General features: G+C 63.1%; 18 protein-coding genes. 15 read left to right on the top strand and 3 right to left on the bottom strand.

The genetic code is table 11. The features are described 5' to 3' along the window. Window positions 1–21: 21 nt before the first annotated feature. Both L630_RS0117425 and L630_RS0117420 read left to right on the top strand, forming a co-directional pair. Window positions 22–1,146, top strand: coding sequence for an efflux RND transporter periplasmic adaptor subunit (locus L630_RS0117425; RefSeq protein ID WP_024849504.1), 1,125 nt, complete (start codon window positions 22–24; stop codon window positions 1,144–1,146). Further along, complete coding sequence (locus L630_RS0117420; protein WP_024849503.1) at window positions 1,143–4,229, top strand: efflux RND transporter permease subunit; 3,087 nt, start codon at window positions 1,143–1,145, stop codon at window positions 4,227–4,229. Before L630_RS0117425 ends, L630_RS0117420 begins: the two co-directional genes overlap by 4 nt. A gap of 341 nt (window positions 4,230–4,570) precedes the next feature. Here L630_RS0117420 and L630_RS0117415 read toward each other — a convergent pair whose 3' ends face one another. Continuing rightward, window positions 4,571–5,359 carry an SH3 domain-containing protein gene (locus L630_RS0117415; protein WP_144706924.1) on the bottom strand — a complete coding sequence of 263 codons (789 nt, stop codon included), beginning with the start codon at window positions 5,357–5,359 and terminating at the stop codon, window positions 4,571–4,573. Window positions 5,360–5,683: 324 nt separating this feature from the next. Here L630_RS0117415 and L630_RS0117410 point away from each other — a divergent pair, with 324 nt between their 5' ends. From L630_RS0117410 to L630_RS0117365, 10 genes are all read left to right on the top strand, one after another. Continuing rightward, window positions 5,684–6,070: a DUF983 domain-containing protein gene (locus tag L630_RS0117410; protein WP_024849501.1), complete on the top strand. Its 387-nt coding sequence runs from the start codon at window positions 5,684–5,686 to the stop codon at window positions 6,068–6,070. Window positions 6,071–6,213: 143 nt separating this feature from the next. Beyond that, entirely contained in the window at window positions 6,214–7,338 is a 1,125-nt protein-coding gene (locus tag L630_RS0117405; protein ID WP_024849500.1) for a 5-methyltetrahydropteroyltriglutamate--homocysteine S-methyltransferase, read from the top strand. 338 nt (window positions 7,339–7,676) lie between these two features. Continuing rightward, entirely contained in the window at window positions 7,677–9,299 is a 1,623-nt protein-coding gene (locus L630_RS0117400) for a globin-coupled sensor protein (protein ID WP_024849499.1), read from the top strand. Between the two features lie 279 nt (window positions 9,300–9,578). Further along, entirely contained in the window at window positions 9,579–9,899 is a 321-nt protein-coding gene (locus L630_RS0117395; RefSeq protein WP_024849498.1) for a hypothetical protein, read from the top strand. Between the two features lie 19 nt (window positions 9,900–9,918). Then, window positions 9,919–10,926, top strand: a complete 1,008-nt coding sequence (locus L630_RS0117390; RefSeq protein WP_024849497.1) for an ABC transporter substrate-binding protein — start codon at window positions 9,919–9,921, stop codon at window positions 10,924–10,926. Between the two features lie 68 nt (window positions 10,927–10,994). Continuing rightward, window positions 10,995–11,957, top strand: coding sequence for an ABC transporter permease subunit (locus tag L630_RS0117385; RefSeq protein WP_084466179.1), 963 nt, complete (start codon window positions 10,995–10,997; stop codon window positions 11,955–11,957). Beyond that, the gene (locus L630_RS0117380; RefSeq protein ID WP_024849495.1) at window positions 11,951–12,739 is read left to right on the top strand and encodes an ABC transporter ATP-binding protein; all 789 of its coding nucleotides are present in this window, start codon (window positions 11,951–11,953) and stop codon (window positions 12,737–12,739) included. The genes L630_RS0117385 and L630_RS0117380 overlap by 7 nt, the downstream gene beginning before the upstream one ends. 92 nt (window positions 12,740–12,831) lie before the next feature. Further along, window positions 12,832–13,206, top strand: coding sequence for a copper homeostasis periplasmic binding protein CopC (gene copC, locus L630_RS0117375; protein ID WP_051473334.1), 375 nt, complete (start codon window positions 12,832–12,834; stop codon window positions 13,204–13,206). Further along, a complete protein-coding gene (locus L630_RS0117370) occupies window positions 13,203–15,101 on the top strand; it encodes a CopD family protein (protein ID WP_024849493.1) in 1,899 nt (632 codons plus the stop codon). The genes copC and L630_RS0117370 overlap by 4 nt, the downstream gene beginning before the upstream one ends. A 22-nt stretch (window positions 15,102–15,123) precedes the next feature. After that, on the top strand, window positions 15,124–15,516 hold the full coding sequence (locus L630_RS0117365) for a copper-binding protein (protein WP_186441620.1): 393 nt from the start codon (window positions 15,124–15,126) through the stop codon (window positions 15,514–15,516). A gap of 45 nt (window positions 15,517–15,561) precedes the next feature. On the opposite strand, the gene L630_RS0117360 is transcribed toward L630_RS0117365, so the two are convergent. Next, the gene (locus L630_RS0117360) at window positions 15,562–15,846 is read right to left on the bottom strand and encodes a PRC-barrel domain-containing protein (protein WP_024849491.1); all 285 of its coding nucleotides are present in this window, start codon (window positions 15,844–15,846) and stop codon (window positions 15,562–15,564) included. A gap of 471 nt (window positions 15,847–16,317) precedes the next feature. Here L630_RS0117360 and L630_RS0117355 point away from each other — a divergent pair, with 471 nt between their 5' ends. From L630_RS0117355 to L630_RS0117345, 3 genes are read left to right on the top strand one after another with little or no spacing between them, the layout of a single operon-like run. After that, window positions 16,318–16,965, top strand: a complete 648-nt coding sequence (locus L630_RS0117355) for a hypothetical protein (protein WP_144708933.1) — start codon at window positions 16,318–16,320, stop codon at window positions 16,963–16,965. 6 nt (window positions 16,966–16,971) lie between these two features. Continuing rightward, window positions 16,972–17,838, top strand: coding sequence for an OmpA family protein (locus L630_RS0117350; RefSeq protein ID WP_024849489.1), 867 nt, complete (start codon window positions 16,972–16,974; stop codon window positions 17,836–17,838). Continuing rightward, a complete protein-coding gene (locus tag L630_RS0117345; RefSeq protein WP_024849488.1) occupies window positions 17,828–18,553 on the top strand; it encodes an EH signature domain-containing protein in 726 nt (241 codons plus the stop codon). Before L630_RS0117350 ends, L630_RS0117345 begins: the two co-directional genes overlap by 11 nt. A 1-nt stretch (window position 18,554) precedes the next feature. Here the strand turns inward: L630_RS0117345 and L630_RS0117340 are convergent. After that, a partial coding sequence (locus L630_RS0117340; protein WP_024849487.1) for an integrase core domain-containing protein occupies window positions 18,555–18,798 on the bottom strand: 244 nt, incomplete at its 5' end.

Below are 18,798 nucleotides of genomic sequence, written 5' to 3'. Positions count from 1 at the left end.
AACCAGCGAGCGTCACCACTTATGATCAAACGCTTAGTCATCGCGATCATTCTCCTTGCAGCCCTTGTCGGCGGCCTCGTCGGATTCAACAGATTCCGCGATCAGGCGATCGAGAACTTCTTTGCCAATATGCCTGTTGCCGTCGTGACTGTCTCCACTGTCGAGGCCAAGGCCGACAAGTGGAGCCCGGTCATCGAGGCAATCGGTACCATCCGCGCCAGCCGCGGCGTCGACCTGACGGTTGAGGCGACCGGTATCGTCACGGAGATCAACTTCCGCGCCAACCAGAAGGTCAAGCGCGGCGATGTTCTCGTCCAGCTCGACGATTCGATTCAGCGCGCGGACCTTGCGGCCGCGAAGGCGCAGGCGAATCTCGACCGCCAGACGCTGACTCGTGCCGTTGAACTGCGTGATCGGCAGGTTGGCTCGAACTCGGCACTGCAAGCAGCGGAAGCTGCAGCCGAAGCTTCGGCTGCACAGGTTGACCGTCTTGAAGCTGCGCTGCGCCAGAAGCAGCTGCGCGCGCCGTTCGATGGCACCATAGGTATCCCGCGCATCAATGAGGGCGAGTATCTGACGCCGGGCGTTTCGGTGGCGACGCTGCAGGACCTCGACCGTATGTATGCCGACTTCACCGTGCCTGAGCAGCTGCTCAGCCAGCTGTCGATCGGCCAGAAGGTTCGGGTTACCGTTGAGGGCGCGGAAGGCTCGTTCGACGGTGAAATCATCGGTATCGATCCGAAGGTTGATCCGTCCAGCCGACTGGTTTCGGTCCGCGCGGAGGTCGTCAACACCAACAGCAAGCTGACCCCGGGCCAGTTCGCGCATCTCAACGTGATCCAGCCGGACGAGGATAACGTCATCTCGCTGCCACAGACCGCGCTCGTGACCAGCCTCTACGGCGATTACGTCTATGTCGTACGCAAGCTGGAAGGCGAAGAGGAGAAGCTCGAGGCGCGTCAGGTGTTCGTGCAGATCGGCCGCCGCTCGGGCGACCGCGCGGAGATCCGCGAGGGCGTCAACGAGGGCGACATCATCGTGACTGCCGGCCAGAACCGCCTGAACAACGGTTCGATCGTCAAGATCGACAACACCCTCAACCCCGCCGACGGCCTGGCTAAAGCGGAGCAGGCGACGCAGCAATGAGTTTCTCAAGCATCTTCATCCGAAGGCCGGTTCTATCGACCGTTCTTGCGTTCCTGATCCTGCTCCTGGGGTTCCAGGGGCTCTTCAATCTGCAGGTGCGCGAGTATCCGGAGGTCGAGGAAACCGTCGTGACCATCACGACGGTCTATCCGGGCGCGAGCGCCGACCTCATCCAGGGCTTCATCACCGCGCCGATCTCGGCCGCGGTGGCGACCACAGAGAACGTTGACTACGTCACCTCGCAGAGCCGTCCGTCGGCGAGCGTAGTGACGGTGCAGATGCGTCTCGGCGCGGACCCCGACGTTGCGCTGACGGAAGTCATGTCGAAGGTGCAGCAGGTGCGCAGCCAGCTGCCCTCGGACGCCGAGGACCCGACGATCGTCAAGGGTACCGGTATGCAGTTCGCGATCATGTACCTTGCGGTGCAGAACCCGAACATGACGTCCGAGCAGGTGACCGAGTACCTCGAGCGTGTGATCCGCCCACGCATGTCGACCATTCCGGGTGTGGCCGAAGTCCAGATCATGGGCGCGGCGAACTACTCGATGCGCGTTTGGATCGATCCGATCAAGCTCGCGGCGCGCGGCCTGACCGCAGCCGAAGTTATGTCGGCCATCAACGCGGCGAACTTCCTGGCCGCACCGGGCAAGACCCGCAACGACTATGTCGCCTATGCCATCACCATGCAGTCGACGCTGCAGACGCCTGAGGCGTTTGGCGCGTTGCCGTTGAAGGCGAATGGCGCGGATGTCGTGCGCCTGCGTGACATTGCCGAAATCGAGCTTGCCGCGGAAAGCACCGACACGATCGTCAACTTCAACGGCCAGCCGGGTACCTTCCTTGGCATCTTCCCGACGCCGGGTGCCAACCCGCTCGATACCGCTCAGGCGGTGATCGATGAGCTGCCGTCGATTCGAACCAGCCTGCCGGACGGCATGACGCTGACGCTGGTCTACGACTCGACCGAGTCGATCAGCGCCTCGATCGAGGAGGTGTTCAAGACGATCGGCGAGGCGGTTGTCATCGTCATCGTGATCATCCTGCTCTTCCTAGGCTCCTTCCGCTCGGTGCTGATGCCGATCGTCACGATCCCGCTGTCGCTCATCGGCGTCTGCTTCATCCTGTTCGTGCTCGGCTATTCGATCAACCTGCTGTCGCTGCTGGCGATGGTGCTGGCGATCGGTCTCGTCGTCGACGACGCGATCGTGGTGGTGGAAAACATCCATCGCCATATCGAGGAGGGATTGAGCCCGAAGCAGGCCGCGTTCACCGGCATGCGGGAGATTACAGGACCTGTCATTGCGATGACCATCACGCTGGCTGCCGTGTTTGCGCCGCTCGCCTTCACTGGCGGCCTGACCGGCTCGCTGTTCCGCGAGTTCGCGATGACGCTGGCTGGCGCTGTCGTCATCTCCGGTCTCGTCGCGCTGACGATCACGCCGATGATGTCGGCTCGCATTCTCAAGCAGGGCGGTCACAGCCGCTTCCAGCAGATCGTCGACAACACTTTCGAGCGCATCTCCAACCGCTATGAGCGGCTGGTCGCCGGCTCGCTGAAGTATCGTCCAATAACGCTGCTGATGGTGGTGGTCCTCGTTGCTCTGACAGGCTTCCTGTTCATGAAGACCTCTTCGGAGCTGGCGCCCGAGGAAGACAACGGCGCGCTGTTCTCGCTGATCACCGCGCCGCCTTACGCGACGGTGGACTACACCAAGGCCTACATCGACCAGATGCGCGACCTGACGAAGGATCTTCCTGAGCTCGACGCCAACTTCTCGATCGCGGGCTTTGGCGGCTCGACGAACTCGGGCATCGCCGTCTGGGCGCTCAAGGACTGGGCGGAGCGCGAGCGCTCGCAGAAGGAGATCCAGCAGGACATCCAGGGACGCCTCAGCAGCGTCGCTGGCATCGAGGCGCTTGTTTTCGCGCCTCCGTCGCTGCCGGGTGCCGGCGGCGGCCTGCCGATCTCCGTGGTGATCCAGTCGACCGGCGATGCCAGCCGTGTCTACGAGGTCGCCGAGCAGATCCGCCAGAAAGCGCAGCAAAGCGGCCGCTTCATCGTTGTGCAGAACTCGTTGAAGTACAATGCGCAGCAGGTCGTCGTCACCGTCGACCGCGAGCGTGCGGCGGCGCTGAACCTGCCGGTGCGCGAGATCGGCTCGACGCTGAGCCTGCTGGTCGGTGGCGGTGCGATCGCGCAGTTCGACCGCGACTCGAACTCTTATGACATCATCATGCAGGTGCCGCAGGAGTATCGCGAGAATCCGGAGCGCCTCGGCGACTTCTTCGTTCGCAGCGTGACGGGCGAGATGGTGCCGCTGTCGGCGGTGGTGAAGATCAACACCGGCGTTACGGCTGCGGCGATCGAGCAGTTCAACCAGCTCAACTCGGCGACGATCTCGGCCCTGCCGATGCCTGGTGTGACGACGGGTGATGGCCTCAAGGTGATCGAGGACATTGCGCGCCCGCTGCTGCCGGATGGCTTCTTCATCGACTATTCCGGCCAGTCGCGCCTCGAGATCCAGCAGGGCAACACGATCCTGATCGCGTTCGCGCTCGCTGTCGTGGTGATCTACTTGGTGCTGTCGGCGCAGTTCGAAAGCTTCCGCGATCCGCTCATCATCATGATGGCGGTGCCGCTTTCGATCTTCGGCGCGGTGGTCCCGCTAAATCTCGGCCTCGGCACGCTCAACATCTACACGGAGGTCGGCCTCATTACCCTTGTCGGCCTGATCACCAAGCACGGCATCCTGATGGTGGAGTTCGCCAATCAGCAGCGTGAGGAGCACGGCTATGACCGCTTCCAGGCGATCGTCGCCTCGGCCAAGGTCCGCCTGCGTCCGATCCTGATGACAACGGCAGCGATGTCGCTGGGCGTTATCCCGCTGATCATCGCGTCCGGTGCCGGTGCAGCGGCTCGTTACTCGATGGGCCTGGTGATCTTCACCGGCGTGATCATCGGCACGGTGTTCACGCTGTTCGTGGTGCCGATGTTCTACACTTTCATCTCCCGCAAGGAGCTGGTGCATCAGGAGCACGAGGCACCGGTGAAGCCGAAGGAGCCGGTCGCGGAAAGCGTCTGAGGCTCAGGGCAGGAACCAGCAGAAGCCCCCGGTCACTGGCCGGGGGCTTTTTCTTTGGGCTGAAAAAACCGACGCGGGCAAAACGCGAGCGCTTGCCGTCGAGCCGTCAGGAAGTTGGGGAAGGAGCCGCAGGGCAAAAAAAAGGCCTGCCGAGGGAGGAGGTTCGGCAGGCCTGATCTGAAATGCAGAACGGGAGGAGGTGTTCTGCATTCGATACTGACTCTCTGGGAGGAGGTAGATCGTCAGTAACGCTGACCTATCTGGTCTTGACGTCTGCCGCAAGCCGCGAATATGCATGGGTGCTTTGCAACCTATGCATGTCCAAGGTTTTCCTCACAAAATCAGCCTCCGTAGGGGACGATGTCGAGGATTTCGAAACGTTCGGCCTTGCCGACGCGGATCATGTTGAGCGTGCCCTCGCGGGTGACACGTATCGATTCCCCGCTGTTGGAACTCGCGGGTTTACCCTCGCGGAACTCGATCAGCCGGAAGCCGCCGTCGGGCCAGAACACGGCAACGTCCGCGTTCTTGTCGTCGATCTTCGCGACGGTGAAGCTGCAGCGCTGCATCGGTTGCCCGAGATAACGGGCGCACGGAACTTCGGTCGGCACTTCCGTCGGCACCGCGGCAGCAGTCGCGCCGCCGTTCTCCTCCGCCCGCGGGTTCGGGCGAGGGACGGCCGCGACCCGTTTGGGCAGTGGGACGGTCGGTGCAAGGTCGGCGGCCTGAGCTGGGCGCAGGCGGCTGGCGAGTTCCTGCAGCTTTGCCACTTCCTGTTCGGACCAGCCTTCGGGCCGGTAAGGCTCGCTCGCAAAACGCTCCTCGATCCCAGGCGGCAGCGTATCGCCGCTCGGCGTGGCCGGAGGAGTGGCTGCGGCGGCCTCGCCTGCGGATGGGTCTTGTGCTGCGGCGATAGCCGCGCGCTCGCTTTCCGTCAGGTCGAGCGGCAGCAGATAGCGGGCAGGGGCCCAGCCGGTAATGCTCGGATCATCGGCGACGTTCAGGCGGCACCATTCGTAGCCGTTGAACATCTTGCATTCGAACAGGTTAACGAGCGAGCCGTTCGGCAGGCGCGTGAGCGTCTTACCGATTGCCGAGGCTTCTGCGCGAACATTGAGGAGGTCGTTCATTGCAAGCCCAGACACGGCGGCAGGCCCGGGACCCAGGGTAGCGGTGGCTTGCGCGAGCGCCGCGCTGGCGATCAGAGACGGCAATGAAGCGAAAAGATTAGTCTTCAGGCGAAACATGGCCGACCGATTGATGTGTGGGTATCGCGAGCAGTGCTATCGCGCTTCGGGGCATCAATAAGGCCATGACGGGCCCTGTGGTGCAAGGCTCGTGGACGACTATGTCTTGCCCCCAGAAGTTTTTTTGCCGGAGCCTCCTACGCCTCCGTTGCGTTGTCGCAATTGCGGGATAGTTCGAGGGAAAGTTGTACAAGAGGAGTGCCGGACGTGGTTGAAGAAAGCAGTTATCCGCCGCTGGAGCCGTGGCGGGTGGGCATTGCGGGGCGCTGTCCGCGCTGCGGGCAGGGGCACCTGTTCAGCGGCTTCCTGAAGATCGCCGACAGTTGCGAGGTCTGCGGCCTCGACTATTCCTTCGCCGATCCCGCCGACGGGCCGGCCTTCTTCGTCATCTGCTTTGCCTGCGTACCTTCCGTCGCCTTCGCGGTCTGGGCGGAGCTGACCTACAACCCGTCAATGTGGTTCCACGTCTTCATCTCGCTGCCGCTGGTGTTGCTCACCTGCATTCCGCCGCTGCGACCGCTCAAGGGGTGGCTCGTCGCCAGCCAGTACATCAACAAGGCGCAGGAGGGACGGTGGGACCGACCGGAGCAATAGGCTTCCCAATTCACCCAGTGTAAAGACATAAAGATTTCTTTATGTGGCATTGACAACTGTTCATCCGGACGCGATGTATGCGCCCACTTCCGGCGGCGCCGCGCCGCCGGTCACCCAATCGCACTCAGCAAAGGATTGAACCGATGTCTGAACTCCCACGTCCGCCGTACCGCGCCGACCATGTCGGATCGTTGCTTCGCCCCGCTTCGGTCAAGGACGCGCGCCAGCGCTTCGCCGAAAAGGAGATTCCGGCGGAGGAGCTGAAGGCGGTCGAAGACGAAGCGATCCGCGGCGCGGTAAAGCTGCAGCAGGAGGCGGGCCTAAAGGTGGTCACCGACGGCGAGATCCGTCGCTCGTTCTGGCACTACGACTTCATGCAGGACCTCGTCGGCTTCGAGTTCGTGGAGCGTGAGGCTGTCACGGGCATCCACTTCAAGGGCGCGAACACCCGGCCGATCTTCCCGACCATCACCGGCCCGGTCGACTTCCCGGCCGACCACCCGATGCTGGAGCACTTCAAGTTCCTCGCGTCGGTGGCTGACGTCACGCCGAAGATTTCCATCCCCGGCCCGAGCTGCTGCCACTTCCGCGTCGCGAAGGAAGATATTGGTTACCAGCCGTACCGCGACGATCTCGAGCTGATGCTGTCAGATCTCGCCAAGGCGTATGGCAAGGCGGTGAAGGCGTTCTACGACGCCGGCTGCCGCTACCTGCAGATGGACGACATCTACTTCGCATATCTGTGCGACCCGAACATTCGCGAACAGAAGAAGCAGGAGGGCCTCGACCCCGACTGGCTGATCGACCGCTACGCCTGGATGATGCATGCGGCGATCAAGGACCGACCGGCCGACATGCTGATCGGCATGCACATGTGCCGCGGTAACTTCAAGTCGACCTGGGTTGCCGAGGGCGCCTATGATCCGGCTGCGGATGCAATCTTCAACAAGACGGGCGTCGATCTGTTCTTCATGGAATACGACACCGACCGTGCCGGTGGCCTCGAGCCTCTGCGCCTGCTGCCGAAGGGCAAGCAGCGCGTCTATCCGGGCTTCATCACCACCAAGACGGCCGAGCTGGAAAGCCTCGACGATCTCAAGCGCAAGTTCGACGCCGTGTCGAAGATCGCCGACCTCGATCAGTTCGGCATTGCGCCGCAGTGCGGCTTTGCCTCGACCGAGGAAGGCAATGCCATCACCGAGGACGACCAAAAGCGCAAGCTGGAGCTGGTCGTAAAGACCGCCGAAGCGATCTGGGGCGACGCCTGATCCATCGCCGGCTGGCCGTCAAGCCTGCACGCAACCGAGAAGCGCCTGGCCACGCGGTCGGGCGCTTTTCCTTTGACGGTGAGGGAAATGGACCTCGGATAAGTGGGGCATCACAACGCCACACACGGGAAAGTTGTATTAGTCTTTAATAATTAAGTTACTAATAAAGTTAATGATTGTGGCGTTGGCGCAGGTGCGCCATAGCGCGGGGCGGGGGAGGCCACGTTGCACGTTCCTGAAGGCACAATCTCACAGCAGTCACTGCTCCGTTTCCGGTCGCCTGGAACTGTCCCGTATCAGTTTGAACCTTGCGAACCTGTTGATTTGGAGCCCCCCTTATGAACCAACAGTACGACATGGGCGCATTGCGCGAGCGCCTGCAGTTTATCGGACTCGATCCTTCGTCGCGTGAGCGCCTTCGCGGCGTGAAGGGCGTGATCGAAGGATCGATCAAGCAGGCGCTCGACACGTTTTACGACCGGGTCCGCTCGACGCCGCAGACCTCCCGGTTCTTCAACGACGATCGGCACATGCAGTCCGCGAAGGGCCGCCAGGAATCGCACTGGTCGCTGATCGCCAATGCGGAGTTCGACGAGCGCTATGTTGCGGGCGTTTCCGCGGTCGGCAAGGCGCATGCGCGTCTCGGTCTTGAACCGCGCTGGTATATCGGCGGTTATGCGCTGCTGGTCGAACAGCTCGTGACGGCGGTGCTGCGCGATCGCTGGCCGTCCCGCTTTGGCCGCAGCAAGGCCGACGAGGTCCCCAAGGAGGTAGGCGTCGTCATCAAGGCAGCAATGCTCGACATGGACTACGCGATCTCTGTCTATCTCGATGAGCTCGCAGAGGCGCGTGCGGCCGCCGAGGCCGAAAAGCAGCGGGCTCAGGCAGATCGTCAGGCCGCCCTCGAAAAGCTCGGGGTTGCGCTGGACCAGCTCGCACTCGGCGATCTGCAGAAGCGGCTCGCCACCGACCTGCCGCCCGAATTCACGGAGATGGCTGAAAACTTCAACAAGGCGGTGCTGGCGCTGCACGATGTCATCGCTGACGTACGCGCGACCTCGCGCGCCATCGTGGGCGGCACCGAGGGCATCGCCAATGCCGCGGAGGATCTGTCGCGGCGCACCGAACAGCAGGCATCGAGCCTGGAGGAAAGCTCGGCGGCGCTGCATCAGCTCGCCGAGAGCGTGCGCACTACCGCAGAGAATGCGGCGCAGGCCGCCGATGTCGTCGGCCAGACCCAGGCGGAGGCGCAGGAGTCGGGCCGGGTGGTTGCGTCCGCCGTCGAGGCGATGGCGAAGATCAATACCTCTTCGAAGTCGATCGCTGCGATTGTCGGCGTCATCGACGAGATCGCGTTCCAGACCAACCTTCTCGCCCTCAACGCCGGTGTCGAGGCGGCTCGGGCAGGGGAGGCCGGGAGGGGGTTTGCCGTTGTCGCGCAGGAGGTCCGTAGCCTCGCGCAGCGATGCGCGGAATCGGCCAAGGAGATCAAGGAACTCATTACCAACAGCGAAGAACATGTCGCGTCGGGCGTGTCCTCTGTCGGCGAGACCGGTGAGGCGCTGGGCCGTATCGTCGAGCGCATCAGCGAAATCACCCAACTCGTCAGCGGCATTGCCGCCGCAGCGGCCGAGCAGTCGCGCGGCATTGGCGAGGTGAACTCTGCAGTTGCCCACCTCGACAAGATCACGCAGCAGAACGCGGCGATGGTCGAGGAAACGTCAGCCGAATCCCGGCGTCTCAAGGCCGAAGCGCTCGAACTTTCGGGAAAGCTCGATCGGTTCAAGGTGTCGGAGGCGGGACATCAGTCCGGGCGCGCAGCATCCGAGCAAAACGGCCGCCGCGCCGCCGCGCCTGCACCCCGAGCCTATGCTCCGGCCCGTACTGGGAGCCGCAGCCCTGCACTTGCCCTTGCTGCCAATCCGCAGGTCGAAGACGACGAAAGCTGGACGGATTTCTGACGCCAGCCTCCGAACAACAAGTACAGCGACAACGCGGTCCCGAAAGGGGCCGCGTTTTGTTTTGGCCTGCTTACCAACGTCGGCCTGAGCTGCTCTCCGCCCCCCACGACAGACATTCCTGTCAGTTGACCCGACACTGGCTCAGTTTTTCCAGACCGCCGCGTTTATTGGACGATCGTTCCTGTCTCCTTCGCTCCCCATGACTATCCTGCGGCCGAGTTCATGGGGGACCACATGAAGCAGCAGCTCAGTGGTCGTACAGAGGGGAGACAAGCCGGAATGATTACGGCCATCGTCCGTTACAAGCTGCCAGCGTCGATCGGGCGCGATGCGTGCCGCGCGCATTTCGAGAAGATCGCGCCGAATTTCGCTTCGCCGAAGGGCCTGATCCGCAAGCAATTCATCTGGAGTGAGCGCGGGATCGCGGGCGGCGTCTACCAGTGGGAGAGCCTGGACGATGCACGGGCGTTCTACACCGGCCCGTGGCTGAACGGCATCCTCGAGCGCTACGGCACCTATCCCGACATCGAATACTTCGAAACCTTCGCCCTCACCGAAAATCCGGGCGGGCGCGTCACCATCCTCGATACCGGCAAGTAATCAGACCTGGAGACCCGATATGAGCCTTCTTCATCCCACTCGCCGGCAGGTGCTCGCCGGCATTCTCGCCACTTCCGCACCGGCGGCGCTGGCTTCGCCCTTCTTCACCCCGTCGGCTGCGCTGGCGCAGGACAAGGCGAAGCTCTCGGTCGCCTGGAACACCGGCGCCATCTGCGGCGCACCGGTCGCGGCTGCCAAGGCAAGCGGCATCTTCGACAAGAACAATCTCGACGTCGAGTTCATCAACTTTGCCGGTTCCACCGAGCAGATGCTGGAGAGCATCGCCACCGGCAAGGCCGACGTCGGCATCGGCATGGCGCTGCGCTGGCTGAAGCCGCTCGAGCAGGGCTTTGACGTCAAGATCATCGCGGGCCTGCACGCGGGCTGCCTTCGCCTGCTGTCCACCCGCGACAGCGGCGTCACCAAGCTGGAAGACCTCAAGGGCAAGGTCGTCGCGGTATCGGATCTGGCCAGCCCCTCGAAGCATTTCTTCGCGATCCAGCTCGCCAAACTCGGCCTTGATCCGGAGAACGACATCGACTGGCGCGTTTATCCGGGCGAGTTGCTGGGTGCTGTCGTCGAGCGCGGCGAAGCCCAGGCGATCGCGCACTGGGATCCGCTGACCTACCAGTTCCTCAAGTCCGACAAGTTCATCGAGCTCGGCAGCAACATGGAAGGCGAGTACGCCAACCGCGCCTGCTGCATTGTCGGCGTTCGCCAGGCTCTGCTCAACGAGCAGCAGCAGGCGATCCAGGCGCTGCTGCGCTCGCTGTTCGAGGCACAGAAGCTCTCCGTCGAGCATCCGCAGGTCGCCGCCGAGGCCTACCAGCCGTTCTCGCCGAACACGCCGATCGAGGACCTGATCGCGCAGATCAGCTACCACGGGCACGGCCACTATCCGTCAGGCAACGCACTCAAGGAAGAGCTGGCGCAGTTCACTGCCGACCTCAAGAACATCGGGGTCATCCGCAACCGCACCGACCCGGCGAAGTTCGCCGAGCAGATCTACGCCGAAGTGAACATCTAAGCAGAGGATCAGGATACGTGTCTGTTCAAGCAGCTGCCGGGGAAGGCCCGGCAGCAGGCACCAGCACTCTGGTGCGCCCGACCCCATCCGTGCCCGGCGCAGCGATCATCGTCGCGACGGTTGCCTGGCTTGGCTCGGCGGCAATCACCCGCCTTTGGCCGAACGCGACGGAAGACTGGTACTACACCGAGGAGCTGTTCTACCTGAAGGCGGCGGTCGCCGCGGTGCTGCTGGCGCTTGCCATCGTGCCGGGCCTCGCGCGCCCGAAGCGCCGGGCACGGCACAGCGCGCCGTGGCTGATCGTGCTCGCGGTTGTGTTTGCCGTCTGGGAGATCGTGACCGCGAAGATCCCGCTCCTGCCGCGTCCGTTCTTCGCACCGCCGCAGGGCCTGCTCGAGGTCTATATCGATGACTGGCCGCGGCTCGTCGAGTGCGTGATCGCCTCGTTCCTGCTGCTGGCCACCGGCTATCTTATTGGCGCCGTCACCGGCTTCATCACCGGCGTTGCCATCGGCTGGTCGAAGATCATGGGCTACTGGATCCATCCGGTGCTGCGCCTGATAGGCCCGCTGCCGCCGGTCGCCTGGCTACCGGTCGCCTTCTTCACTTTCCCCTCGAGCTGGGGCGCGAGCATTTTCCTCATCGCGCTGGCAACAGCCGTTCCGGTGACCATCCTGACTTGGTCCGGCGTATCGAGCGTCAACTCTTCGCTCTATGACGTGGCCCGCACCATGGGCGCCTCGCGCTGGTTCCTCGTCCTGCGCGTCGCGATCCCGGCTGCGATGCCGCACGTCTATGTCGGCCTGTTCATGGGCATGGCCGCTTCGTTCGCCGTGCTCGTTGTCGCCGAGATGATGGGCGTGAAGGCCGGCCTCGGCTGGTACCTGCAGTGGGCTCTCGGCTGGGCCGCCTACGCCAACATGTACGCGGCGTTGCTCATCCTCGCGCTGCTGTGCTCGGGTCTCGTCACCCTGCTGTTCAAGATCCGTGACCGGCACCTCGCCTGGCAGAAGGGACTGATGAAATGGTAGCCGCATTCGCTCCGACGCCGCAGCACACCGGCATGTCGCTGGTCGCTGACCGGGTGAGCCACGCGTTCGATATGAACGACGGCAAGCTGCAGGTGCTCGACAATGTCAGCCTGACGGTCGAGCCGGGTGAGTTCGTCGCCTTGCTCGGGCCTTCCGGCTGCGGCAAGTCGACCTTCCTGCGGCTTGTCACCGGCCTTGAGCTGCCGGCTGAAGGCTCGCTTGAAGTCGACGGCGGTCCGATCACCGGCCCCGATCCTTCGCGCATCATCGTCTTCCAGGATCCGACGCTCTATCCGTGGCGCACGGTCTACCAGAACGTTGCGCTCGGCCTGCAGGCGCGCGGCATCCTGAAGACGCACCGCAGCCGCGTCGACCAGGCGCTCTCGCTGGTGGGGCTCCCCGAGTTCGCCAACGTCTATCCGCACCAGCTGTCGGGCGGCATGGCGCAGCGCGTGGCGCTTGCCCGCGCGCTGGTGAACGATCCGCGGATGCTGCTGCTCGACGAGCCGCTCGGCAAGCTCGACTCGCTGACGCGCCTCGCCATGCAGACTGAGATCGTGCAGCTTTGGCAGCGCAAGGGCTTTACCGCTCTGCTCGTCACCCACGATGTCGAAGAAGCGCTCATGATGGCGAACCGTGTGCTGGTCTGCAGCCCGCGCCCGGCCCGCATCGTCGCCGAACTGAAAGTGGATCTGGACTATCCGCGCCATCGGGGCGATCCTCGCATGGCCGAGATGCGCCGCGAGATCCTGCACCACCTCGGCTTGGAAGACTCCTGGTAAGAGCCACGCCCTTGAAGGAATGGTCAGCCGGCGTGCCTCGCGCCGGCTGCAACATGTTGAAATGCCGGCAATTCGGCATGAGGGGATATCTCATGAGCCAGCTTCCGAAATTCTTCAGAGTTCTTGCGATCCTCGTCAGCGCGCTCATGCTGTGCGTTGGCTCCGCCAGTGCCCACAGCGGCCTGAAGCGCGCCGAACCCGCCGCCAACAGCTCGCTGAAGCGCGCGCCGGCCGAGATAAAGCTGCAGTTTACCGAGCAGCTTGAGCCGGCTTACAGCTCCGTCACCGTGGAGGATAAGGACGGGGAACGCGTCGACAATGATGATGCTCGCGTCGATCCGGCCAACGCCTCGCTGCTGCGCGTGTCGCTCAAGCAGCTTGCACCTGGCACCTACACCGTGATCTGGCGTGTGCTTTCGGTCGACACGCACGTCACCGAAGGCCGCTACACCTTCAAGGTGGAATGAACGGGCTGCTCTATGCCTCGCTGTTGCTGCACGTAGCGGCGTGCAGCCTGCTCACCGGCGCGTCCTTCTTGCTGGTGCTCGCCGGACGCCCCAAAGATGAGGCGGCGGGCAGGTGGGAGAGGATGGCCCTTTCCGCCAGCAAATGGCTGGCGCTGGTGGCGCTTGGTGCGGGGCTAATCTGGTTTGCGCTGCGCGCAGCGACCTTCACCGGACGGCCTGAAACCGCGCTCGATCCATCGGCCATTTTCGCCGCCGCCATCGACACCTGGGCCGGAAAGGTCTGGCTGATCCGCCAGGGGCTGCTGGCTTTCGCAGCGGCGTGGCTGTTCCTTGCGGGCCAGCCCGCCAGCCGGGCGGACTGGATCGCGTCGCGCTGGCTGCTCCTCACCCTTTCTGCCGCGGCACTTGTGCTGATGAGCCTGTCGAGCCACGCTGCGGCTATCGAACGCCAGCTGCTGGTGCATTGGGCCGACATACTTCACCTCATGTCGGCCGGGCTCTGGATCGGTGCGCTGCCGTTCCTCGCGGCTCTCTTGTTTATCTCCAGTAGGGACCAGGAAACACTTCAACCGTTCTCGCGGCGCGCGCTGGTGCGCTTCTCACGAGTGGCAACCTTGCTTATCTTCGCGCTCGTCGGAACCGGCATTCTCACCGCCTGCCATCTCGTCGGCGACGTTCCCGAACTGGTCGGCACCACCCACGGTCGGTTGCTGATTGCCAAGGTCGCCGTGCTCGTCCCGGCGCTGCTGATCGCGGCGCGCGTGCGCGACATGCTGGCGGGGCCGGGAAGCACGCCGCTCTCGCGGCGGATTGCACTCCACGTGACGGTCGAGGGAGCGCTGGTGCTGGGCATCCTGGGCTTTGCCATCGCCATGATGCTGTCCGTGCCCGGCAAGCACGGCAGCCCGACATGGCCGTTCCCCATCCGCTACGTTCCCGATCCGGGCGCTTTCCCATTCTGGCGGACGCTGACGCCGCAGCAGAATGCTATCGCGCTGGCTGCATGTGGCCTGTTCGCTCTCGGACTGCTGGTCAGCCTGTGGCGAAGGCCCCGCGTCCTCCTTGCTGGCGTCGCCGCTTCAGTCGCTGCGGTGCTGGCCGTTTTGTCGTGGAACGGCTCTACGGTTCAGGCCAATCCGGCTTCCTATGCACGCTCGCCCGTGTCCTACGATGTCCGCACCTTGGACAGAGGGAGGGAGAGCTGGCAGCAGCACTGCCCGGCATGTTCGATCGACCTCGCCCGCTTGCCGCTGAGTGCCACTGTTGGTGACCTGTTCTGGCTCACCGGGGAAGGGGACAAGGAACTCGGTGTCCCCTCCTTAGCGGCCAAACTGGATGAAGAAACCCGCTGGAGCGTGGCACAGTACCTGCGGGCAAGCGCCACTGCCGCCACTGTGACCGCTGGCGGCGGAACGCAGATAAGGCCTGGACTTATTCCCGCGCCTGACTTCGACATCGTTCTCGGTCCACTGCAGCTTGGTACCCTGAGCGACTATCGACGGGGCAGGCCAGTGCTGCTTGTGCTGTATTCGCTGCCGCAGTCGCGCGAGCGAATCGAGCAGCTGGCAAAGCGCCATGCGCAGCTTGCGGTCTACAATGTTGAGATCGTAGCCGTCCCGCGCCATTCTTCCGGCAATCCGATAGCCGAGCTAGCAACCGCCTCACCGGCGCTGTTTCCGATCGTCACCGAGGCCAACGGGGCGATCGTCCGCGCCTATGACCTGTTTGCCGCGGCAGCCGGACATTCGGAATTCCTGATCGACCCGCGTGGCTACATCCGCGCCATCTGGCCGAACGACGAATGGCGCAATGCTGACGATGAAATCGAAGCGCTGGCGCAGCAGTTTCTGGATGAAGCGCCGCCGGACGAGGCGGACGAGCATCAAACCCACTGAGCGGCTGAAGAGGACAAGCACAATGTCACAATGGAAAGTCGCGTTGCTCGTGATCCTCGCGCTCGCGGCGGGTATCGGGGCCGGCTACCTCGGCTGGGGAGCAACAGTGGCCAAGCTGGCTCCGGAAGTTCGCACCCTGACGGAGGAGGTTGAGCGTCTAAGGCGGGAGCTTGATGCACGAGACAGCGGCGCAAATGCGGGCCTTCAGCTTTGGGAGGGTATCGGCGTGGTGCGCGCGATCTATCCGCAACTGCTGATGATCACGCACGACGAGATCCCGGGCCTGCAGCCCGCGCGCACCACCGGCTTCCGCACGGCAAATGGCCTCTCGGCGAAGGTTGGCGACTCGATTCGTTTCGTAATTGAAGGCACCGCTGCCCATAACAGCGTCATCGTGGCGATTGAGACCCTGTGACGGGGAGCCGCCTTGCGGCGGTCCCCATGTGTCCGATCATCAGTGTCAGTCGAAATGTTCCGGCAGCTGCTCCAGCTGCTCCTTCGTCCAGCTGGTGACGGCGTGGACGTTGCCGTTTTCCTCGCGCATGAAATCGAGCTCGCTCACCGGAACGGCAATGCGCTTGGAGCCGATGCCGAGGAAACCGCCAACATCTATCGCAACGCTGCTGCCGTGCATGTGGGAAACCGTCCCGATCGTCTCGTCTTCCGGCCCGTAAATCGTAGCGCCTACGAGCACGTCCTCGATCAGCTCATCCTGCCTCAGGCGTTCATGAGTGCTGTGGTCCATCGTGTATCTCCGTTCTGCTTCGAAGACCTAACAAACAGGCGGGAGATACGTTCCAGAGCACACACCGCAGGCATGAGTCCGCGAGGTAGCCGCGTCATCAGCGGTTCGCGCGATCGGAGTTCATTGGCGCAGTCTGCTGCCAGGTCCGGGATCACCGTGAGCTGGTGACGGATGGTCCCCTGCGTGAACTCCCGGCCAACTTCGCCAAGGCTGCGCAGCACTCCCAGTGGCGCCGCATGATCTCTTCGATCGGGTAGATTTTGTCGACCTTCATTGAGAGCTTGCGGTCGTTTAACGGAGCCTCGATCTCTCCCTCGCAAGGGGGCAAGAGGGAAAGACGTCGTCGAGTAGTGCAAGGCGCGCTGTCGCAGGGCTTGTTTTTCACGCATGACCCGCGGTGAGCGTTCGTCTTTCAGAGAGACGGAGTCGCTCCGAGCGGTCCCGGCAAGGGCTGCGGATGCACTAAGCAGCATGTTCAGGCCGCGTGCCGTCAGCAAGGCCGCCTCCGCTGCCGCTGCCGCTGCCGCGTTGCAGTCGGAGCTAACGGACGTGTTGGCCCGGATCAACGAGGAGATCGGCAAGCTTCAAACCGCGATGCAGGCAGGGGTGTCGGCCTATACAAGTCAGGCTAACGCCATCTCGAACGCTATCGAGCGGACGCGCGAGACGGCCGAAACTTTTGCCAGCATTGCTACGCAGGTTCGCAGCGCCTCGGCACCACTGATCCAGGGCAGCGAGCGCATCGCTTCGGCGTCCGCGGACCTTCGCGCGGCGGTCGATCGCAGCACCGACGAACTGCAGCGCGCCGGCGCTGCTTCATCGGAGCTCGCCCAGTCGCTCTCCGAGCAGGTGACACGGATCAGTCAGACGTGGGACAAGTACCGCGAGCAGTTCGACAAAATCGACCAGTCTCTCGCCACAGCCGTCGGTACATTGTCCGAAGCGACCGAGACTCAGTTCCAACGCTTGGTTGACCACGTCAACCAGATGGACGGCGCACTCGAAAGAGTGCTCGGCAATCTCAAGCCGACGCTGGATACCATCAGCGATAGTACGAGCGAACTGTCGGAAACCCTGGAAAATTGGGTCCGCGCACAAACCCGTGAGGCCGCGGAGTAATCGACAATGAGCGATATCAGTCTGGCCGAAATCGACCATCACGCAGAGGAAGACGAGAATTACTTCATCTCCATGACCGACATGATGGTCGGCATCCTTTTCGTGTTCATCATTCTGCTGATGGTGTTCGCCATGAACTTTCGTCAGCAGACTGACACGTCGGAAGAGCGCATCAAACGGTTGGAGCAGGTCGCGACTACCGCGAGCGTTGTGCAGACGGAAATCAGCCGACTCCAGGAACAGGTGGAGGAAGAAATCGCCGCCGCTGCTGCCGCAGCCGAGCTGACCCGAGAGCTGTTGGAGCAGCTTAGGAGCCGACTGCAGGACGCAGGCCTGACCGTCGAGGTCGATTTCCGGAGCGGCGTCCTTCGGCTTGGGGAGGATGCCATCAACTTCGCGGTAAACAGTGCTGCTCTCGATGGGGTGGCCGCGGCCAACGTCGACAAGCTAGCGGCTGCTCTGGTGGCGGTGTTGCCCCAGTATACTCCAGAGGGGGGCGAAAAAGCTGCCTATGTAGAGACGGTCTTCATTGAAGGACATACCGACAGGTCCGGTACTGCAGAGCGGAACTGGCAGTCGTCGACAGCCAGAGCCGTGAACACCTTCTGGCGTCTGGTCCAGCAGCAGCCCTATCTACGATCACTCAGAAACCGTGCGGCGACGCCTGTCCTGTCAGCTGCGGGCTACGCAGATTCCCGCCCCATCCCAGGCATCGACCCGAACGAGTATGATCGCCATCGCCGCATCGATCTGCGCTTCGTCCTTGATGCGGATACGTCCCAGCGGCTCAAGGACGTAATGGAACTCACGGAAAAGATGCAGCATCATCTCGACCAACTTCAGAAAGCGGTGGGCGAGGCAAATGCCCATTAGCCTGAGGGATGTTTGCACCGGTCTGGCGAGAGGACATTGGGGCTCAAGCATAAGAATACCCCAGAAGAGCAAACTTGGCGAACTTGCGGCAAACCTCCCCGAAGCGGCGCTGATCGCCAGGCAACCACGCGACATCGCGCAGCTCGCCCGCGAGATCCGCGAATGCCTCGATTCAGGTACCCAGCTCAGCCGCCGGCAGGTCCGGGAGGCTCCGTGGTGCCTATGGCACAAGGACTCACGTCTCGCCGAGCAACCCGCGGTGCTGAACGCCATTCTCGAAGCGGTATCCGCGGCAACGCGTCCTTCGGCTTTCAACAGCCTAGCGACGGCTTTCGCAGACTACTTTGACGAAGAGATGGTCGGCATGGATGCCGTGTCTTCGTGCCTGCAGCGGCTGGCTGACCGTTGGGATACACCGTGGGCACGCCTGCACAGGGACCTTGCGTTCTTCGACGCCCGGACAGGGCCCGACCGACTTGCCGCTGCTGTCATCGCGCAAGACCGTCCGGCTCCGGACATCATCCGCGAATATGATATCGGCATCATGGGCGCCAAGGGTGGATATGTGCGCGCGGTGACCGTTTCGCTGCTCGATCAACTGGCCAGTGGCGGAGAGCCTGACCATCTCCGACGGCTTGAAAAAGTCGAGCGTTACGCGCTCGACGAGCGCGGCAAACTGAACCGCGCCGGGATTGCCGGAGGCATTTTGGTTTGAGTCACGCTGCCATGGCCGGCTCTTCGAGCATAGCGTAGTAGCGCTCCTCGGCTTCGGCCGGCGGGATATTGCCGATGGGCTCCAGCAGCCGGCGATTGTTGAACCAGTCGACCCATTCCAGCGTCGCGAACTCGACGGCCTCGAACGAGCGCCATGGCCCGCGTCGATAGATCACTTCGGTCTTGTACAGGCCGTTGATCGTCTCGGCGAGAGCGTTGTCGTAAGAGTCGCCGATGCTGCCGACG

Origin of the sequence: Aminobacter sp. J41 (assembly GCF_000526635.1) — a bacterium.
Lineage (GTDB): Bacteria > Pseudomonadota > Alphaproteobacteria > Rhizobiales > Rhizobiaceae > Aerobium.
Note: the sequence above shows the minus strand (reverse complement) of the source record. Positions and strands in the feature narration are given on the sequence as shown.

Excerpts from the sequence above, each read along its gene's own strand:
- L630_RS0117425 (WP_024849504.1), top strand. The coding sequence starts at position 22 with ATGATCAAACGCTTAGTCATCGCGATCATTCTCCTTGCAGCCCTTGTC.
- L630_RS0117420 (WP_024849503.1), top strand. The coding sequence starts at position 1,143 with ATGAGTTTCTCAAGCATCTTCATCCGAAGGCCGGTTCTATCGACCGTT.
- L630_RS0117415 (WP_144706924.1), bottom strand. The coding sequence starts at position 5,359 with ATGAACGACCTCCTCAATGTTCGCGCAGAAGCCTCGGCAATCGGTAAG.
- L630_RS0117405 (WP_024849500.1), top strand. The coding sequence starts at position 6,214 with ATGTCTGAACTCCCACGTCCGCCGTACCGCGCCGACCATGTCGGATCG.
- L630_RS0117400 (WP_024849499.1), top strand. The coding sequence starts at position 7,677 with ATGAACCAACAGTACGACATGGGCGCATTGCGCGAGCGCCTGCAGTTT.
- L630_RS0117395 (WP_024849498.1), top strand. The coding sequence starts at position 9,579 with ATGATTACGGCCATCGTCCGTTACAAGCTGCCAGCGTCGATCGGGCGC.
- L630_RS0117390 (WP_024849497.1), top strand. The coding sequence starts at position 9,919 with ATGAGCCTTCTTCATCCCACTCGCCGGCAGGTGCTCGCCGGCATTCTC.
- L630_RS0117380 (WP_024849495.1), top strand. The coding sequence starts at position 11,951 with ATGGTAGCCGCATTCGCTCCGACGCCGCAGCACACCGGCATGTCGCTG.
- copC (WP_051473334.1), top strand. The coding sequence starts at position 12,832 with ATGAGCCAGCTTCCGAAATTCTTCAGAGTTCTTGCGATCCTCGTCAGC.
- L630_RS0117370 (WP_024849493.1), top strand. The coding sequence starts at position 13,203 with ATGAACGGGCTGCTCTATGCCTCGCTGTTGCTGCACGTAGCGGCGTGC.
- L630_RS0117365 (WP_186441620.1), top strand. The coding sequence starts at position 15,124 with ATGTCACAATGGAAAGTCGCGTTGCTCGTGATCCTCGCGCTCGCGGCG.
- L630_RS0117360 (WP_024849491.1), bottom strand. The coding sequence starts at position 15,846 with ATGGACCACAGCACTCATGAACGCCTGAGGCAGGATGAGCTGATCGAG.
- L630_RS0117355 (WP_144708933.1), top strand. The coding sequence starts at position 16,318 with ATGTTCAGGCCGCGTGCCGTCAGCAAGGCCGCCTCCGCTGCCGCTGCC.
- L630_RS0117350 (WP_024849489.1), top strand. The coding sequence starts at position 16,972 with ATGAGCGATATCAGTCTGGCCGAAATCGACCATCACGCAGAGGAAGAC.
- L630_RS0117345 (WP_024849488.1), top strand. The coding sequence starts at position 17,828 with ATGCCCATTAGCCTGAGGGATGTTTGCACCGGTCTGGCGAGAGGACAT.